The organism is Ruegeria spongiae (assembly GCF_023502395.1).
In the GTDB taxonomy this organism is placed as follows: domain Bacteria; phylum Pseudomonadota; class Alphaproteobacteria; order Rhodobacterales; family Rhodobacteraceae; genus Ruegeria_C; species Ruegeria_C spongiae.
The window spans coordinates 48952-67294 of record NZ_JAMFMB010000026.1; the positions used below are offsets into that span (position 1 = coordinate 48952).

Consider the following 18343-nt stretch of genomic DNA (forward strand, 5'->3'; position numbering starts at 1 on the left):
TCGGGCGGGCGCGGCGACCCTTATGCCGGTTCCGGTCCCCAACCGTAGAAATACCCGCCCCGTCAAGTTTCGTTGACTTCGATGTGACGCGGCGGCAATACCTGTCGCGTCATCAGGATTTTGCGGAGATTTCCATGAAAAAACTCTATCCCGACGCCGATGCCGCGTTGGACGGCGTGCTGGAGGACGGCATGCTGATCGCGGCGGGCGGCTTTGGCCTGTGCGGCATTCCCGAGCTACTGCTTGAGGCGATCAAACGCTCGGGCGTCAAGGACCTGACTTTTGCCAGCAACAACGCTGGCGTCGATGATTTCGGTATCGGCATCCTGTTGCAGACCCGGCAGGTCAAGAAGATGATCAGCTCTTATGTGGGCGAAAACGCTGAATTCATGCGCCAATATCTGAGTGGCGAGCTGGAACTGGAGTTCAACCCGCAAGGAACCCTGGCAGAACGGATGCGCGCCGGTGGTGCCGGTATCCCCGGTTTCTACACCAAGACCGGCGTCGGCACGGTGATCGCCGATGGCAAGGAACACAAGGATTTCCCGACTGGTCCCGATGGCCAGCCCGAGATCTACATCATGGAGGAAGGCATCTTTGCCGATCTCTCCATCGTGAAGGCCTGGAAGGCGGATGAGACCGGCAATCTGGTCTTTCGCAAGACCGCGCGCAACTTCAACCAGCCCGCCGCCACCTGTGGCCGGATCTGCGTGGCCGAAGTCGAAGAGATCGTGCCGACTGGCTCACTGGACCCGGATTCGATCCACCTGCCCGGCATCTATGTGCATCGCCTGATCACCGGCAGCCACGAAAAGCGCATCGAACAGCGCACCACCCGCAAGAAGGAGACCACCTGATGCCCTGGGACCGGAACCAAATGGCCGCCCGCGCGGCGCAGGAATTGCAGGATGGTTGGTATGTGAACCTCGGGATCGGCATCCCGACTCTGGTGTCGAACTACATCCCGGACGATGTGCATGTGACGCTGCAATCGGAAAACGGCATGCTGGGCATGGGCCCTTTTCCTTACGAGGGCGAGGAAGACCCCGACCTGATCAATGCCGGCAAGCAGACGATCACTGAATTGCCGCAGACCTCCTATTTCGACAGTGCGCAGAGTTTTGCGATGATCCGCGGCGGCAAGATCGCCATGGCGATCCTTGGCGCGATGGAAGTGGACGAAAAGGGCGATCTGGCCAACTGGATGATCCCCGGCAAGCTGGTCAAGGGCATGGGCGGCGCCATGGATCTGGTGGCGGGTGTCGGCCGTGTGGTGGTTGTGATGGACCACACCAACAAGCACGGCGACAGCAAGGTGCTCAGGGAATGCACCTTGCCCCTGACCGGTAAGGGCGTCGTGGATCGCATCATCACCAATCTGGGCGTGCTGGATGTGGTCGAAGGCGGATTGAAGATCGTGGAGCTTGCCGATGGCGTCAGCGATGACGAGATGCGCGCCGCGACGCAGGCAACGCTGGTCGACTGACCGACTTTCCGATCTGTTCCCGGCCCCTGCCAACCGGCGGGGGCCATTTTGTTACGGGTCGCTCAATTCATGACCGTGAAGACGCAGCCATCCGTTATCAGCTCGGGCGGCGTGGCGCAGAGGCCCCGCGCGGTCTGAAACGCGGCCAGCACCTTTGGCACATAATCGCGGGTTTCGGCAAAGGGCGGCACCCCCTTGTGAGTCCGCACCGATCCTTCACCGGCATTATACCCCGCCAGCACCAGAATCGGATCGTTGTCGAACTCGTTCATCAGCCAGTCCAGATATTTGACGCCCCCGGCGATGTTTTCCTGCGGTGACAGGCTGTCCTCGACCCCGAAACGCTCTGCCGTGGCGGGCATCAGCTGCATCAGCCCCTGCGCCCCTGCCCCGCTGACCGCATCGACTTTGCCAGAGGATTCCACCGCGATCACCGCCAGGACCAGCGCGGGCGAGACATTGGTGCCGACGGTGGATTGCAGGATCGGTATGCCGCGCTCTTTCGCGATATCCTGCATCGATTGCAGGCGCGGTGCGGCGACGCCGCCGTTGCTGACCGCCTGCATCGCTGCGGTCAGACGGCCGGGCCGCGCATCCTCCAGCGCGGGCGAGATCTTGTCCCAGAACCACGCATAGCTGCTTTTGGGGCGATCCGGCGCGGCCTCGGGTGTTGTCGCTGGTTCGGGCGGCGCAACAACATCCACAATCGGCTCCCGATACCCGGTCGATGGCGCATAGGGCGCGGTGGCATGTTCTTCGGGCGATATCTGCACATTTATGCGCGAACCGGTCCCGGGGGATGGCGGTGTGATACGTTTGAAAGGCGTCTCGGCCAACACGGTGCCCGACCCGCTCAGCCCCCATACCAGACCTGCCGCAACGGCCAGACCCGCCTGCGTCAAGGAATTATTGAGAAACATCTGCTCTTCTCATCATTATTTTGAGTCTTTCTCCCCCGAAACAGGGCCTTGAGACCAGAAAAACCGTGTGAATTGAGGCATTTTCGCCCAATTTGCCGCCATTTTGCATCGCCAGCCGAGCCACACGGCACGTGAGAGAAGTTTGTTTTCCTTTAAATTCATGTGGTTACCTGAATAGTGAGTAAAAAGTTAAACTTGGGCCGGAAAATCCGCGTTTTGGCCCAATTCCTGCCACGCAGAACAGGCAAAACTCTATGCATACCACGACGGACACGGGCCACGAGAGAGAGACGGTTCAGACGGACGGCGAGGTTAACGAAACACACCGTGATCCTTAGGAGGGACATACCATGATCAAATTCTTCAAAAACTTCCGCAAAGACGAAGACGGCGCCGTAACTGTTGACTGGGTCGTTCTGACCGCAGCCGTTGTTGCACTGGGCGGTGTTGCCTATCAGGGCATCGCCGATGGCGCGTCGGGCTTGGCAGGGCAGGTCGACACTGCAATGTCGAACAAAACCGTTACGCTGGGCACCCAAGGTGGCCTCGGCACCGGCAGTTAATCCGACGTAATCCGAATTTAGGGGCCATGTCTTGCGAAAGGCGTGGCCCTTTTTTTTAGGGAGGCGCTGTCGAAAGATGCCAAAATCTATCAGACACTTCCTGAGATCGGAACTCGGTGCTGTAACGGTCGATTGGGTTGTACTTACTGCCGTTGTCGTTGGAATGGGCGGGGCTACAGTGCTCGCGCTCGGGGGAACAGAGGGTGACGGTTTCGCTGACAATATAGGCAGACAGATCGGGGAGGCCGAGGTTCACTTTGTATTACCACTGGACTAACAGTGTGATCTTTAACACGTGGATTGCGAAAGCCTGGATCAAAATCTCCTCATACCCCGTGCTTTGTCCCTTATTTCGACACATTTCATGGGTATGAGCAAAGATGGTTCAGTGCGTGCCAGACCATTGGTATGCTCTGAACCGCAGCAGATATGAGGTGCGGGAATGCGAGCTGTGTTTGGTCTGGTTCTGGTCGTTGGGATGGCACTGGCAGGTGGCGCTGTTATGATGGCGCGCGGCTATATCGAAGAACACCGCCTGCAGCTTGAGCAGGAAAGACAAGCGCGTGCGCAGATTGTACCCACGCAGGAGGTCTTGGTTGCGGGCACGCAACTGCGATACGGCTTCCAACTCAAACCCGAACATGTTCGGATTGTCAGATGGCCGGTGGATGCGATTCCGGAAGGCACTTTCACAAATGCTGAAGATCTGTTCGCCACAGAGATGAAAGACAACCGCTTTGTTATCCGCACGATGGAAAAGGACGAGGCGATTATGGCCGTCAAGGTCACCGAGATCGGAGAAGATGCCGGCTTGACCTCGCGCCTTGAGCGCGGAATGAGGGCCTATGCGGTCAAGGTGGACGTGGCCAGCGGCGTTTCGGGCTTTCTGCGCCCAGGTGACCGGGTCGATGTCTACTGGACTGGCGGTACAGGTGGCGCCATAGAAGGCGAGAGCGGTGAGGTGACCCGCCTGATCCAGACCAATATTCAATTGATCGCCATCGACCAAAGCGCCGGGAAAGAACGCAATGGCGCAGCGATCGCACGTACGGTGACCGTCGCAGCCAGACCCGAGCAGATCGCCATCCTAGCACAGGGGCAGAACACCGGCAAACTCACGCTTGCCCTGGTCGGCGCGACTGATGACACCGTGGCCTCTACCGTTGAGGTCAACAAACGTGCCCTGCTGGGATTGGGGGATCGCGAAACGGCCCCTGAAGTGCAGCAGAAAAAGGTCTGCACGATCCGCAACCGACGCGGTGCCGAAGTGATCGAAATCCCGATCCCCTGCACAAACTGACGTCTTTTCAACCTGTTAATTTGGCGATTCGAGCAAGGAGCTTGGATCGCCTTTTTGCATTGTTGCCCGTTATCCACATAAAAGCCCGCGCTCAAACCATTGATTCTTGCATAAAAACCGCTTCTGACGCAGAGTGGGCGCGATAATGGGCGAAAAGACCCGAAAACGAGGCGTGATCGGAAAGGCAGGTCACATGAAAATCGACAGATGGATGAGGGCAGCCCTGCTGGGGCTGACTGTCATGTGCAATCCCGCTGTGGTCCAGGCACAGTCCGATCCGCTACGGGTCGTGAAAAGGGACATGGCCACGACGCTTGACGTGCCGATGAACAGGGCGGTTGTGGTCGAAAGCGACGAACCCTTCGCTGAACTCAGCATCGCCAATGCAGGTATTGCCGATATCTCGTCGCTGTCCGACCGAAGCATCTATGTTCTTGGTCGGTCTCCCGGCGTCACCACGATGACGCTGCTGGATGCAACAGGTCGGCTGATCACCAATGTGAACGTGCGCGTCGCACCCGACGTGACCGAGTTCAAGGAGCGCCTGCGCCAGATTCTGCCCGGCGAAGCCATCGAGGTGCGCACGGCCAATGACGGCATCGTGCTTTCGGGCAATGTGTCCAGCAGCGCGCGCCTGCAACGGGCTCTGGAACTGGCCGAACGTTATGCGCCCGAACGCGTTTCGAACCTGATGAGCGTGGCGGGTGTGCAGCAGGTCATGCTCAAAGTGCGGTTTGCGGAGATGCAGCGTTCGGTAACCAAGTCGCTCAGCGCCTCGCTGGGCTTTTCGGGCGGCAATGCTACCGGCGGCATCAACACGCTCAATAATTCGCTCGACCTTACCCGGGCATTGAATGGTACTATCCCGGCCGCCAACGAAAACACCGGCGCGTTGCTGTTCGGTTTCAGCGCCGGGGCCACACAGATTCGCCTGCTACTGGAAGCGCTGGAACAAAAAGGCGTGGTGCGCACCCTGGCGGAACCGAATCTCTCTGCCCTCTCGGGGCAAGAGGCGACCTTCTTGGCGGGCGGCGAATACCCGATCCCCGTCGCCCAGCGCGACGGTCTGTTTTCGGTGGAGTTCAAGCCCTTTGGCGTCCAGTTGAGCTTTATTCCCCGCGTTGTGGATGGCGACCTGATCAATCTTGAGATGGTGGCCGCGGTTTCCGCGCTCGATCCGACCAATTCAGTGGTGATCAACGGGGCGACCGTTAACGGGTTCTCGCGCCGGGAAACCTCCACAACCGTTGAGCTTTTTGACGGTGAAAGCTTTGCAATCGCCGGGCTGATTCAAGACGATTTCCTGGATAACAACTCGCAGCTTCCCTGGTTGGGCGACCTGCCGGTGCTGGGAACACTGTTCCGCAGCGCGAACTACCAGCGCAGCCAGACCGAGCTTGTGATCATCGTGACCGCGCATCTGGTCTCGCCAACACGAGGCGAGGCGCTGGCCCTGCCGACCGACCGGGTGAAACCGCCCAGCGAATCCGAGCTGTTTCTGTTCGGCAAGACCGCATCTACCGTGCGCGCCGGCGGCGGTGCTGCATCCGAGGTCGCAAAACAGGATTTCAGTGGTTCTTACGGCTATGTGCTTGAATGATCGGGAGGATGAAACCGATGCATAAGATGATCTCGATCCTTGGCCTCTCCGTCGCGGTCGCCGGATGTGCCTATGATGCGGGCTACGAGGTGGATTCAGGCACATTCGGAAACGCCACACTCAACAATGCCCAGATCCAGACCGGTGCCAAAAGCTATGTCCAGGTATTGGGGGAGCGCTTTGCCCGCGAAGTCCCTGATCAAGTGAACTTTGCGTTCAATAGTTCGCAGCTCGACCCGACTGCGCAGCAGATCCTGCGGCAGCAGGCGGACTGGATCAAACAATTTCCCGAGGTACGTTTCAAGGTGTTCGGTCATACCGACAAGGTTGGGTCGCCAGCCTATAACCAGCGCCTCGGATTGCGCCGCGCACAGGCCGTTGTGACCTACCTGACCAGACAAGGCATCAGTCGCAACCGCCTAGAAGCTGTGTCGTCGCTTGGCGAACGCGAGCCGCTGATCAACACCCCAGACCGGGACCGTCGCAACCGGCGCACCGTCACTGAGGTGACCGGCTTTATCAAACGCAACCAGACCCTGGATGGTAAGTACGCCCAGGTGATCTATCGCGAATATATCAAGAGCGCCGAACCGCCTACGACGCTTAGCGCAGACGACTCATCAGCCTTTGAAAACTGAGCACAATAGCGACGAATTGGGCGGGATCGTCGCCCAATTCCCTACAATTGGTTCTTTTCGGCCCAAATCTCGCCCAACTTCGCGACGACACTGCTTCCAATAGGTGATTTGCGGCCTTTTTCAGGGTCGCGGGTGGGAAACGCAAGCCGGATGCAGCGCAACGCTGTTCGACTTTCCTGCCGTATTTGAATGAGGATGAAGGTAATGAGCAGTGGAATGCCGCAATCTGAGACCGCTCCGATCCTGGCCTGCACGGTCAGCCGGGACGTCCAGAATTTCGACCTGCTGATCGAAGACATGGAAGCGGCGATGGGCGAAAGCTGGGGCGATCTGGGCTTTGCCGAGGCGCTGGCATTTTTCGGACAGCCTGAAGCGGAAACACTGGAATTCATTGCGCTGGCGCTGGATGGCGACGACGAGGATAATCTGGTTCTGATGGGCGAGATCATCAGCCAGGCCAAAACACGCGACATTGGCGTCATCCTGATTGCCGAGGACGTAACGCCAGCCTCTCTGCACCAGCTTCTGCGCAAGGGCGCGGATGAATTTGTCCCCTACCCGCTTCCCGAGCAGGAACTGCAACTGGCCATCGACCGGCTACGCAGCAAAGAAGACGCGCAGGCAACGCAGGCTCAGGCCAGCAGCGCGCCGCTGAATGCCGGCACCTCCAAAGAGGGCGCTGTGATCGTTGTTCATGGCCTTGCGGGCGGCGTTGGCTCAACCACCATGGCGGTGAACCTGGCATGGGAACTGGCCAATGTGTCGGGCAACGATTCTCCATCAGTCTGCCTGCTGGATCTTGACCTGCAGCATGGTTCGGTTTCGACCTATCTCGATCTGCCGCGACGAGAAGCGGTGTTCGAGATGCTGACCGACACCGAGAATATGGATGATGAGATATTCGGTCAGGCGCTGGTCAGCTATGAAGACAAGCTTCAGGTTTTGACCGCCCCCTCCGATATGGTGCCACTCGACCTCGTGACGCCACAGGACATTGAGCGGGTGATCGAGCTGGCGCGCGCCCATTTCGATTTCGTTATCATCGACATGCCAAAAACCCTGGTGCAATGGTCAGAGACGGTTCTGCAGGCCGCGCATGTCTATTTCGCGATGATCGAGTTGGATATGCGGTCCGCCCAGAACGCGTTGCGCATGAAACGGGCGCTGCAATCCGAGGATCTGCCGTTCAACAAGCTGCGCTTTGCCCTGAACAAGGCGCCGAAATTCACCGATCTGAGTGGAAAGAGCCGCGTCAAGAGAATGGCGGAATCGCTGGGCATTTCGATCGAGTTGCAATTGCCCGATGGCGGCAAACCGGTGACCCAGGGCGGCGATCACGGCCAGCCTCTGGCAACGTCTGCAGCCAAGAACCCGCTGCGCCGGGAAATCGCCAAACTCGCGCAATCCATCTACGAACTGGGCACCGGCGAAGCGGAAGCGGCCTAACGCGATCTACAAGGGGGGTCCAAGATGTTTTCGAGATACAAAAAGCAAACCGACGCCGCACCCGTCAAGGCGGTGCAGCCATCCAAGACAGCCAAACCCTCTCCCGAAATCGCCCCTGCCCCCACCAAGAAAGAATTGCTGCGCAAGCCGATGCCGGGCACGAAGGCCGAGGCGGCACCGCAGGACCGTGAGCGCAAGCGCAAGGACCGTCTGGGCGAGATCAAGATCGAGCTGCACCGCGAACTGCTCGAAAACCTCAATCTAGCAGCGCTTGAGCACGCGTCGGAAGCCGAGCTCCGCAATGAGATCAGCTCGATCTCGTCGGAGATTCTGGAACAGAAAAGCATCGTTCTGAACCGGGATGATCGCCAGACGCTCAACAAGGATCTTTATGACGAGGTGACCGGGCTAGGTCCGCTTGAGACACTGCTGCAGGACGACACTGTCAACGATATTCTGGTCAACGGCCCGCACCAGATCTTCGTGGAACGGGACGGCAAGCTGGAAATCAGCGATGTCCGGTTCAAGGATGAACGCCACCTGCTGCGGATCATCGACAAGATCGTGTCGGCGGTGGGCCGGCGCGTCGATGAATCGAACCCCTATGTTGACGCCCGCCTGGCCGATGGCTCGCGTTTCAACGCGATGGTGCCGCCGATTGCGGTGGATGGCTCGCTGGTTTCCATCCGGAAGTTCAAAAAAGACAAGCTGGGCATCGACGATCTGGTAAGTTTCGGGGCTTTCACCGAAGAAATGGCTGCATATTTGCAAGCCGCCGTCGCCACGCGTCTGAACATTATTGTGTCAGGTGGTACCGGATCGGGGAAAACAACGACGCTGAATGCGCTGTCCAGCTTCATCGACAATGCCGAACGTATCCTGACCATCGAAGACACTGCGGAACTGCAGCTCCAGCAGACCCATGTGGGCCGGATGGAAAGCCGCCCGCCCAATGTCGAGGGCAAAGGCGAGGTCAGCCCGCGCGACTGTCTCAAAAACGCCCTGCGGATGCGCCCTGACCGCATCATCGTGGGCGAGACGCGGGGCGAGGAAGTGATTGACATGCTGCAGGCCATGAACACCGGCCATGACGGATCAATGACCACGATCCACGCCAACTCGGCACGCGACGGTATCAGCCGTCTTGAGAACATGATCGCAATGGCGGGGATCGAGATGCCGATCAAGGCGGTGCGCAGCCAGATTTCCTCGGCTGTGAACCTGATCGTGCAGGCCAGCCGCCTGCAGGATGGCTCGCGCCGGATGACCTCGATCACCGAGATCACCGGCATGGAGGGCGATGTGATCTCCATGCAGGAGATCTTTCGCTACCAGCGTGTCGGCTTGACGCCCGACAACAAGATCATCGGCCATTTCACCGCCACCGGCGTACGCAGCCACTTTTCGGAACGGTTCCGCATGTGGGGGTATGACCTGCCCGCATCGATCTATGAACCGACCAACATGTAGGAGGACGGGCCATGAACATCAGCGCAGAGCCAATCATCTACATCGGAATTTTCATCGGTGTCCTGTTCCTGGTCGAGGGCGTCTACCTGCTGTTTTTTGGCAAGTCGATCAGCCTGAACAACCGGGTGAACCGCCGTCTGGACATGCTGGACAAGGGTGTCGGGCGCGAAGAGGTGCTCGAACAGCTGCGCAAGGAAATGCAGCAGCATATGCGCAGCCAGTCGATCCCGCTCTATTCTCTGCTGGCGGACAAGGCGCAAAAGGCGGCGATCGCCTTCACTCCGCGCCAGTTGATCATGATCATGATCGGTGTGGGTGTCGTAGCCTTTGTCGGCCTGAGCATCGGCACCGAGACTGAGCCGCCGCTGCGCATCGCCGCCTCGGCCCTGATCGGCGTCAGCGCGGTCTATATCTGGGTGAACCACAAGGCAAAGAAACGCATGGCCCTGATCGAGGAACAACTGCCCGATGCTGTAGAACTGATGGTCCGGTCGCTGCGTGTCGGCCACCCCTTCGTCGCCTCGATCCAGATTGTGGCGAAAGAGGCCAGCGACCCGATCGCAACCGAGTTCGGCGTCATCTCGGACGAAGCCTCTTATGGTCGCGACGTCAGCGACGCGCTCAAGGAAATGGCGGAACGTCTGGATCTTCAGGATTTGCGGTTCCTGTCGGTCGCGGTTTCGATCCAGCAGCAATCAGGTGGTAATCTCGCTGAGGTTCTCGACGGGCTGGCCAAGGTGATCCGCGCGCGGTTCCGACTGTTTCGCCGGGTCAAGGCGATCACCGCCGAGGCTCAATGGTCGGGCAAATTTCTGTCCGCCTTTCCGGTGGTCTGCCTAATGGTGATCCTGGTCAATGATCCCGGCTACTATGATGGGGTCTTGGATCACCCTTGGTTCATTCCGGCCTGTTTCTTTGTCGGAATCTTACTGACTGCCAACCTCATCGTCATGCGCATCCTGACGAATATCAAAGTCTGAACCGGAGGACCGATGGAATTCCTACAGAATATCAATGATCTCCTGACCGAACATCTTGGTGAGTTCGGCCCGCTCATCGTGGTGGGCGTCGTTGGCCTTTTCATGATCCTGGTGACGCTTCCCTTCATCCTCAATCAACCCGAGGATCCGCTCAAGAAACTCAAGCGGGATGTTAACCCCAAAACCAAGGAAAAACCCAAGAAAGAGCGGTTGCGTCAGGGCAACCGGAACGAGCAGCTTGATCGCTTTGCAAATTTCCTGGAGCCGCAGGACGCCGAAGAATATACGGCGATGCAGCTCAAAATGCGTCAGGCTGGATACCGGTCCAAGGATGCGATCCGCGTCTTCCACTTTGCCCAGTTCACGTTGGGTCTTGCCGGTCTATTGATTGGCGTGGTCTATGTGACGATCATCCTCGGGGATCAGGACCTCGATGGCACCACGCAACTAATGTATGTGTTCGGGCCGGGGCTTGCTGGGTATTACCTGCCGAAATACTGGATCACCCGGCGCGTCGAAGAGCGCAAACAGGCCATCGTCTCTGGCTTCCCGGATTCGCTCGACATGATGCTGGTCTGTGTCGAAGCAGGTCAGTCGCTGGATCAGGCCATCGTCCGGATCTCGAGCGAATTGCGCGCCTCCTACCCGCACCTGGCGGAGGAGTTCGAAATCGTCGCCTATGAGATGAAGGCCGGTAAAGAGAAAGACAAGGTTTTGCGCGATTTTGCAACGCGCTGCGACGTTACCGATGTCTCGTCTTTTGTGACCGTGATGATCCAGTCCGCCAGTTTCGGCACCTCGATTGCCGAGGCGCTCCGGGTCTATGCCGGCGAGATGCGTGACAAACGCGTGATGCGTGCAGAAGAGGCCGCAAATAAGTTGCCAACAAAAATGACCCTTGCCACAATGGGGCTGACGGTTCCGCCGCTTCTGGTCATTCTTGTCGGGCCTTCGGTAAAGGGCATCATGGATCTGGGCAATATGAGCGCTGGATAAAAACGAAAGTGGAAGGTGTGAACGCACCCGCACCAAATCTGAAACGCCTGATCGCCACCGCCGCCCTCGCGGCGGTGGTTTCGTGTTCGACCTCCGATGAGGTTGTGCTGCCGGACGATCCCTTCCCCCCCGGTATCGATCACAAGGGACAAGCGGTGGACGGTGTCGAGGTGGGCCATCGCCTGATGGCGGCGGGGGAATATGAACTCGCGATGGATGCCTTCACTCGCGCTGCCCTTGAACAGGGGATGACGCCAGAGATCCTGACCGGGCTGGGCACAGCAAATCTTGAATTGGGCCGGTTGGGGCAGGCTGAGACCATGCTGCGCCGCGCCGTGGCAGACACTCCGGACTGGCCCGAGGCCTGGAACAATCTTGGCGTGCTGCTGATGGAGAAAGGCGAGATCTCTGAGGCCACTCAGGTGTTCAAGAAAGCCTATGCGCTGGACAATGGCGAAAGTGACTCAATCCGGGACAATCTGCGGATAGCACTCGCAAAATCTGAAAATCCTGCTATTAATACGCCTGAGGCAAACCAAGATTATAAGCTGGTGCAGCGGAGTGAGGGGCAGTTCCTGATCCGCAAGACACCATAAAAGACAGAGCAGTAAAAGGACGCAAAAATGCGCCACCTTATTTTGATCCCGGCACTTGTTGCAGGCGGGCTCGGGCTTTCCGCATGTGTGAGCAAGAAAGATCAGGCCGTCGAACGGGCGCTGCAGGATGTGAACGTCATCGACGAGACCGGCATCAACGACGTGATGCTGACGGTCGGTGACCCGAACGAGGCCGTCACCTATTTCCAGCGCGCCACCAAAACCGCTCCGGACCGGATCGACCTGCAACGCGGGCTGGCCATGTCTCTGGTCCGGGCCAAACGCAACACCGAAGGCGTGTCGGCCTGGACCAAGGTGGTCGGTATGGAAGGCGCCAATGAGGCGGATTCGGTCGAACTGGCCGATGCCTATATCCGCAATGGCGACTGGAAAAAGGCCGAGGAAACGCTCGACAAGGTGCCGCCGACCCATGAGACCTTCAAGCGCTATCGGCTTGAGGCGATGATTGCCGATTCCAACAAGGAATGGAAACGCGCCGACAGTTTCTATGAAACTGCCGTTGGCCTGACGACGAAACCCGCCGCAGTGACCAACAACTGGGGCTATTCCAAGCTGACCCGCGGCCAGTATGCCGAGGCCGAAAAGCTGTTCGGCGAGGCGATCCGGCAGGACCGCACCCTGTTCACCGCAAAGAACAATCTGGTTCTGGCGCGCGGGGCGCAGGGCAACTACACGCTGCCGGTGGTGCCGATGAACCAGGTCGAGCGGGCACAATTGCTGCATACCATGGCCCTGACCGCGATCAAACAGGGCGATGTCACCAAGGGCAAGACCCTGCTGCGCGACGCCGTCAAAACCCATCCCCAGCATTTCGAAGAGGCGATCAATTCGCTGCGCGCGTTGGAAAGCGCCTGAGTCATGGCGATTCCATCCCTGGTCGCTCTGTGGTTCCTGCCGCTGGTGTTGCCGCTGTGTTTCTATGTGGCCTTCACCGATCTACGCGAGATGCGGATCACCAATCAGGCCGTTGTGGCGCTGGCGCTGATATTCGTGGTGATGGGGCCCTTCCTGATGAGCTTCCCCGCCTATGGCTGGCAACTGGCGCAGCTTGTTATCGTGCTGATCGCCGGCGTCGTTCTGAATGCCGCCGGTGCGATGGGAGCGGGTGACGCCAAATTCATGGCCGCCGCCGCGCCTTATGTCGCGCTTGGTGATCTGACCCTTCTGTTCATGATCCTCTGCGCCAGCCTTCTGGCCGCTGTCGCCACGCATCGGCTGGCCAAACACACCGCCCTGCGCCGGATGGTGCCGGATTGGAAAAGCTGGGATATGGGCCGGAAGTTCCCCATGGGGCTGAGCCTGGGCTTCACGCTGGCGCTCTATCTCATCCTGGGTTCTGTTTACGGAAGTTGAACAATCCCCGCCTGTGCCCCGGCTTTGCCCTTCTGCTGCCACAATAGGCGGGCAGTTTCGCGCCATGCGGGTGGACCGCCGCGTTTTGATGAGCCAGTCCAAGACGGATTTTACCGATGAATATGCAGACCCCAAATGTCGTGGCGCCCCCTGCCCCCAACGGGCTGGGCGAGATGCGCCTTCCGATCGTGATGATGCGGGACATTTTGCTCAAGACAATTTTCCGCAAGAACCTCGAGATGGTCAGCGAGATCTCTGAGGCGATCTGCCTGCCCGGATCGGTGACTCAGGAAATTGTCGATATGGCCCGCGATCAGAAACTGCTGGAGGCAACCGGCACGCTCAACGCCAACAATGGCAATGAAATGGGCTATCAGCTGACCGACGCTGGCCGCGCCCGCGCGCTGGACGCGCTGAGCCAGTCGGAGTATTTCGGCGCGATGCCGGTGCCGCTGGAGGTCTATAGCGAGCAGGTCAAACGCCAGTCGATCCGCAACATTCAGGTCTCGCGCGAGCAATTGACCAACGCCATGGGCCATCTGGTTCTGCCCGACAGCCTGCTGGATCACCTCGGCCCTGCCGTCAGTGCCGGGCGCTCGATCCTGATGTACGGCCCGCCGGGCAATGGGAAATCCTCGATCTCGAACGGGATTCGCGACGCGCTGGGGGACAAGGTCTATGTGCCGCGCGCCATCGAATATTCCGGTCAGGTCATCACCGTCTATGACCCGATCGTGCATAACGCCATCGAGCAAGAGGTCGACGATCCGACCCAACTGCGCCGCCGCAAGCGTTTCGACAGCCGCTATGTGATGTGCGAACGCCCCACCGTTGTCACCGGGGGCGAGCTGTCGCTGTCGATGCTCGATCTGGTCTACAATCCGACGGCGCGCACCTATCAGGCCCCGTTGCAGCTGAAATCCACCGGCGGCATCTTCATCGTTGACGACCTTGGCCGTCAGGCCGAACCGCCGCAGGCCCTGATCAACCGCTGGATCGTCCCGCTCGAAGAAAGCAAGGACATCCTCGCGCTGCAATCGGGTGAAAAATTCGAGGTGCCGTTTGACACGCTGGTCATCTTCTCGACCAACTTCCACCCCAACGAGATCTTCGACAAGGCGGCGCTGCGGCGGATCTTCTTCAAGATCAAGATCGACGGGCCGGATCAGGAAAACTTCCTGAAGATCTTTGCGCTGGTCGCCCGCAAGAAAGGCATGCCGCTGGATGAAGGCGCGCTGGTGCATCTGCTCAAGGTCAAATACCCGACCATCGACAACATCTACGCCAACTATCAGCCGGTCTTCCTGATCGACCAGATGATCGCCATCTGCGAATTCGAGGGCATCCCCTACCAGATGAGTCCCGAACTGATCGACCGCGCCTGGGCGAACATGTTCGTGAAGGAAGAAGAGATCATTCACTAGACCCAATCGCACAGCGCGCGCGCCCGTTCCAAAGGTGAAACCGCTGCGCTAAGCTGTCTGCAATGTCGCAGATTCCCCCCGCCATTCAGACCTGGTTCTCGACCAGGGGCTGGTCGATCCATCCGCATCAGCAGGACATGTTCGACCGGGCACAGGACCCGGCGACACTGCTGATCGCACCCACCGGCGGCGGCAAGACCATGGCCGGGTTCCTGCCCACGCTGGCGGAACTGGAGGCCGGGGATCACCACGGGTTGCACACGCTTTATGTTTCACCGCTCAAGGCGCTGGCGGCCGATATCAAGCGCAATCTGCGCACGCCCGTGGACGAGATCGGGCTGCCGATCCGGATCGAGGACCGCACCGGCGACACCTCGGCCACGCAGAAGAAACGCCAGCGCGCCGACCCGCCGCATATCCTGCTGACCACGCCGGAAAGCCTGACTCTGCTGACATCCTACGAAGATGCGCCGCGCATGTTTGCGGGGCTGCAACGGGTGGTGGTCGATGAGATCCACGCCCTGGCCGAAAGCAAGCGTGGTGATCAACTGATGCTGGCGCTGGCGCGGCTTCAGGCGCTCTGCCCCAACCTGCGGCGGGTGGGTCTTTCGGCCACGGTCGAGGACCCCGACGCCATTGCCCGGCTTCTGGCGCGCCACCCCGACCCCTGTGACATCCTGCTGGCCGATCCCGGCCCCGACCCCGACATCACCATGCTGGAGACCGAGGACATGCCGCCCTGGTCGGGCGGCGGCGCGGCCTATGCGATCCCGGCGGTGCTGGAACAGATACGCCGGCACAACACCACGCTGATTTTTCACAACACCCGCGCGCAGGCGGAAATTTTCTTTCACAATCTGTGGCTTGCCAATGACGAGGGGCTGCCGATCGGCATCCATCACGGCTCGCTCGACCGGCAACAGCGCGAACGGGTCGAGGCGGCGATGGTGCGGGGCGATCTGCGTGCCATCGTCTGCACCGGCTCGCTCGATCTGGGGATCGACTGGGGCGATGTGGATCTGGTGATCCAGATCGGCGCGCCCAAGAATGTCAAACGGCTGGTGCAGCGGATCGGGCGGGCCAATCACCGATACAACGCGCCGTCCAAGGCGCTGCTGGTGCCCGCCAACCGGTTCGAGGTGGTGGAATGCGTCGCCGCTCTGGAGGCGGTCAAGGCGCATGATCTGGACGGTGATCCGCGCGGGCGCGGGCCTCGCGATGTGCTTTGCCAGCATATCCTGATCGCCGCTGCCGCAGGTCCGTTTGATGCCGATGACCTCTATGCGCAGATGACCACAGCCGGTCCGTTCGCCGATCTGACACGGGCGGAATTCAACGATTGCCTCAGCTTCTGCGCGACCGGAGGCTACGCCCTGCGCGCCTATGACCGCTGGCAGCGCCTGCAACAGCGCCCAGACGGGCAGTGGCAGCTACGCGACCCGCGCGCGGCGGCGCGGATCAGGATGAATATCGGCACCATTCAGGACAGTGACACGCTCAAGGTGCGGCTGAAACGCAACCGGGGCGGCAAGCCTCTGGGCGAGATCGAAGAAGGCTTTGCCGCCTCGCTGACACCGGGCGACACCTTCCTGATCGGCGGGCAGATCGTACGCTATGAAGGGCTGCGCGAGATGACCGTCGAGGTCACCCGCCGCGCCGACAAGAAACCCAAGATCGCCACCTTCATGGGCACGAAATTCGCCACCTCAACCCAGCTCAGCGCCCGTATCCTCGACATGTTCGCGCAGGACAGTTGGCCGCAACTGCCCCGCCACACCGCCGAATGGCTCGCCCTGCAGCGTGAGGTGTCGCACCTGCCCCAGCGGGGCCGCTTGCTGGTTGAAAGCTTCCCGCATGACGGGCAAGAGCATGTCTGTGTCTACGGTTTTGCCGGGCGCAACGCGATGCAGACGCTGGGCCTTTTGCTGACCAAGCGCATGGAAGAGACCGGGTTGCACCCTTTGGGCTTTGTCTCGACCGATTACGCCACGCTGATCTGGGGGTTGGACGCGCTCGCCGATGCAGCGCCGCTTTTTGCCATCGACGCCCTGCGCGAGGGGCTCGATAGCTGGCTGGCAGGCAATGCGGTGATGAAGCGCACCTTCCGGGCCTCGGCCACCATCGCCGGGCTGATCGAGCGCAACATGGCCGGGCAGCGCAAAAGCGGGCGGCAGGCGACGTTTTCCTCGGATATCCTCTATGACACATTGCTGAAATATGACCCGAACCATGTGCTGATGCAGATCACCCGGGACGAGGCAATGCGCGGGCTGGTGGATTTCGGCCGCATCGAAGAGATGATCGCGCGGGTCGATGACCGGATCGACCTTGTGCGTCTGGACCGGATCACGCCGTTGGCAGCGCCTTTGCTGCTGGAGGTCGGCAAGGTGCCGGTCAAGGGATCGGCCGAAGAGCGGCTGCTGACCGAAGAAAGCACGCGCCTGCTGGCCGAGGCCGGGCTGATGTTATGAAAGGCTTGCGCACATGTCGAACCCAAGGGAAGAACAGGGCATGACCGGTTTTGAACTCGAATTCGCAGGCCAGCAATTGGTGGCGCTGAGCTCCGGCGCGCTCTGGTGGCCGGACTGGCGGTTGCTCTGCGTCTCGGATCTGCATCTGGGTAAATCCGAGCGGATTGCCCGACGTGGTGCCCCTGCCCTGCCCCCTTATGAAACCCGCGATACGCTGAGCCGCCTCGCCGATGATCTGGACCAGACAGGTGCGCGGATCGTGGTCTGCCTGGGCGACAGTTTCGATGATCTGGAAGCGGCGCGGGCGCTTGGCGAGGGAGACCGGCGATGGATCGCCTCGCTGCAGGCCGGGCGCGACTGGACCTGGATCGAAGGCAACCACGACCCCGGCCCGGTCGAGATCGGCGGCCAGCACCGGCACGATCTGCGGATCGACACCGTCACATTCCGCCACATCGCCGATCCGGTCGCAACCGGCGAGATCTCGGGGCATTACCACCCAAAGGCACGGGTACGGACCCATGGCCGCAGCATCACCCGCACGGCATTCCTGATGGACCGGGACCGGCTGCTGCTGCCCGCCTATGGCACCTATACCGGCGGGCTTCATTGCGACGAGCCGGTCTTGCGCGACCTGATGCGCCCTGATGCGGTTGCGATCCTGACGGGGACGCCACCGCGACCCGTCCCGATGCCACGCGACCGCTGAACCGGTCGCTACCAGCAGGGAGGACAGGCAATGGAGCAGCGGATCGGGAACAGTTTTGCACGGCAGTCGATGATGACAACCTTCGGCGTCCGAATAGACGAGATCGCCGAGGGCCGGGTCACCCTAAGCGCGCCCATTCTTGAGACAGCCCTGCAACAACAAGGCGCGGCCCATGCGGCGCTGACTTTTGCGCTTGGGGATTCTGCCGCTGGCTATTCTGCACTGACTATGCTGCCGGAGCCGCAAGAGGTGATGACAGCCGAGATGAAGATCAACCTTCTCGCCCCGGCGCGTGGTCAGCGCTTGCGTGCGGTGGGCCGAGTGGTGAAACCCGGCCGCAGGCTGATCATTGTCACCGCCGATGTCTATG

Annotated in this window: 18 protein-coding genes; 17 read left to right on the forward strand and 1 reads right to left on the reverse strand. The window is 60.1% G+C overall.

Features of this window, described 5'->3' with window-relative positions; translation table 11 throughout:
* The first annotated feature begins 134 nt into the window (after nt 1–134).
* Together M3P21_RS17525 and M3P21_RS17530 are read left to right on the forward strand one after the other, a co-directional pair.
* The gene (locus M3P21_RS17525; RefSeq protein WP_249712018.1) at nt 135–857 is read left to right on the forward strand and encodes a CoA transferase subunit A; all 723 of its coding nucleotides are present in this window, start codon (nt 135–137) and stop codon (nt 855–857) included.
* Complete coding sequence (locus M3P21_RS17530; RefSeq protein ID WP_249712021.1) at nt 857–1486, forward strand: CoA transferase subunit B; 630 nt, start codon at nt 857–859, stop codon at nt 1484–1486. The genes M3P21_RS17525 and M3P21_RS17530 overlap by 1 nt, the downstream gene beginning before the upstream one ends.
* 62 nt (nt 1487–1548) lie before the next feature.
* Here the strand turns inward: M3P21_RS17530 and M3P21_RS17535 are convergent, their stop codons facing one another.
* Complete coding sequence (locus tag M3P21_RS17535) at nt 1549–2406, reverse strand: lytic transglycosylase domain-containing protein (protein WP_249712023.1); 858 nt, start codon at nt 2404–2406, stop codon at nt 1549–1551.
* 350 nt (nt 2407–2756) lie between these two features.
* Between M3P21_RS17535 and M3P21_RS17540 the strand changes: the two genes are divergently transcribed.
* From M3P21_RS17540 to M3P21_RS17610, 15 genes are all read left to right on the forward strand, one after another.
* Nucleotides 2757–2969, forward strand: coding sequence for a Flp family type IVb pilin (locus M3P21_RS17540; protein ID WP_249712025.1), 213 nt, complete (start codon nt 2757–2759; stop codon nt 2967–2969).
* A 442-nt stretch (nt 2970–3411) separates the two neighbouring features.
* Entirely contained in the window at nt 3412–4269 is an 858-nt protein-coding gene (cpaB, locus tag M3P21_RS17545; protein WP_249712028.1) for a Flp pilus assembly protein CpaB, read from the forward strand.
* 193 nt (nt 4270–4462) lie between these two features.
* The gene (locus M3P21_RS17550) at nt 4463–5869 is read left to right on the forward strand and encodes a type II and III secretion system protein family protein (protein WP_249712029.1); all 1407 of its coding nucleotides are present in this window, start codon (nt 4463–4465) and stop codon (nt 5867–5869) included.
* A gap of 17 nt (nt 5870–5886) precedes the next feature.
* Nucleotides 5887–6507, forward strand: coding sequence for an OmpA family protein (locus tag M3P21_RS17555; protein WP_249712031.1), 621 nt, complete (start codon nt 5887–5889; stop codon nt 6505–6507).
* Between the two features lie 204 nt (nt 6508–6711).
* Nucleotides 6712–7953, forward strand: a complete 1242-nt coding sequence (locus M3P21_RS17560; protein WP_249712033.1) for a CpaE/TadZ family protein — start codon at nt 6712–6714, stop codon at nt 7951–7953.
* A 24-nt stretch (nt 7954–7977) separates the two neighbouring features.
* Nucleotides 7978–9423, forward strand: coding sequence for a TadA family conjugal transfer-associated ATPase (locus M3P21_RS17565; protein ID WP_249712036.1), 1446 nt, complete (start codon nt 7978–7980; stop codon nt 9421–9423).
* A gap of 11 nt (nt 9424–9434) precedes the next feature.
* Nucleotides 9435–10403 carry a type II secretion system F family protein gene (locus M3P21_RS17570; protein WP_249712039.1) on the forward strand — a complete coding sequence of 323 codons (969 nt, stop codon included), beginning with the start codon at nt 9435–9437 and terminating at the stop codon, nt 10401–10403.
* A 12-nt stretch (nt 10404–10415) separates the two neighbouring features.
* The gene (locus M3P21_RS17575; protein WP_249712041.1) at nt 10416–11399 is read left to right on the forward strand and encodes a type II secretion system F family protein; all 984 of its coding nucleotides are present in this window, start codon (nt 10416–10418) and stop codon (nt 11397–11399) included.
* Between the two features lie 17 nt (nt 11400–11416).
* A complete protein-coding gene (locus M3P21_RS17580; RefSeq protein ID WP_373320070.1) occupies nt 11417–11995 on the forward strand; it encodes a tetratricopeptide repeat protein in 579 nt (192 codons plus the stop codon).
* A 27-nt stretch (nt 11996–12022) separates the two neighbouring features.
* Nucleotides 12023–12871 carry a tetratricopeptide repeat protein gene (locus tag M3P21_RS17585; protein ID WP_249712043.1) on the forward strand — a complete coding sequence of 283 codons (849 nt, stop codon included), beginning with the start codon at nt 12023–12025 and terminating at the stop codon, nt 12869–12871.
* A gap of 3 nt (nt 12872–12874) precedes the next feature.
* Nucleotides 12875–13369, forward strand: a complete 495-nt coding sequence (locus tag M3P21_RS17590; protein ID WP_249712045.1) for a prepilin peptidase — start codon at nt 12875–12877, stop codon at nt 13367–13369.
* A 116-nt stretch (nt 13370–13485) separates the two neighbouring features.
* Complete coding sequence (locus tag M3P21_RS17595) at nt 13486–14793, forward strand: DUF8689 domain-containing protein (RefSeq protein WP_249712047.1); 1308 nt, start codon at nt 13486–13488, stop codon at nt 14791–14793.
* 62 nt (nt 14794–14855) lie between these two features.
* Nucleotides 14856–17264, forward strand: coding sequence for a ligase-associated DNA damage response DEXH box helicase (locus tag M3P21_RS17600; protein ID WP_249712048.1), 2409 nt, complete (start codon nt 14856–14858; stop codon nt 17262–17264).
* Nucleotides 17265–17304: 40 nt separating this feature from the next.
* Entirely contained in the window at nt 17305–17973 is a 669-nt protein-coding gene (gene pdeM / locus M3P21_RS17605) for a ligase-associated DNA damage response endonuclease PdeM (protein WP_283781037.1), read from the forward strand.
* Between the two features lie 30 nt (nt 17974–18003).
* Nucleotides 18004–18343 (forward strand): PaaI family thioesterase (locus M3P21_RS17610; RefSeq protein WP_249712053.1); only part of this gene is annotated, 340 nt, incomplete at its 3' end.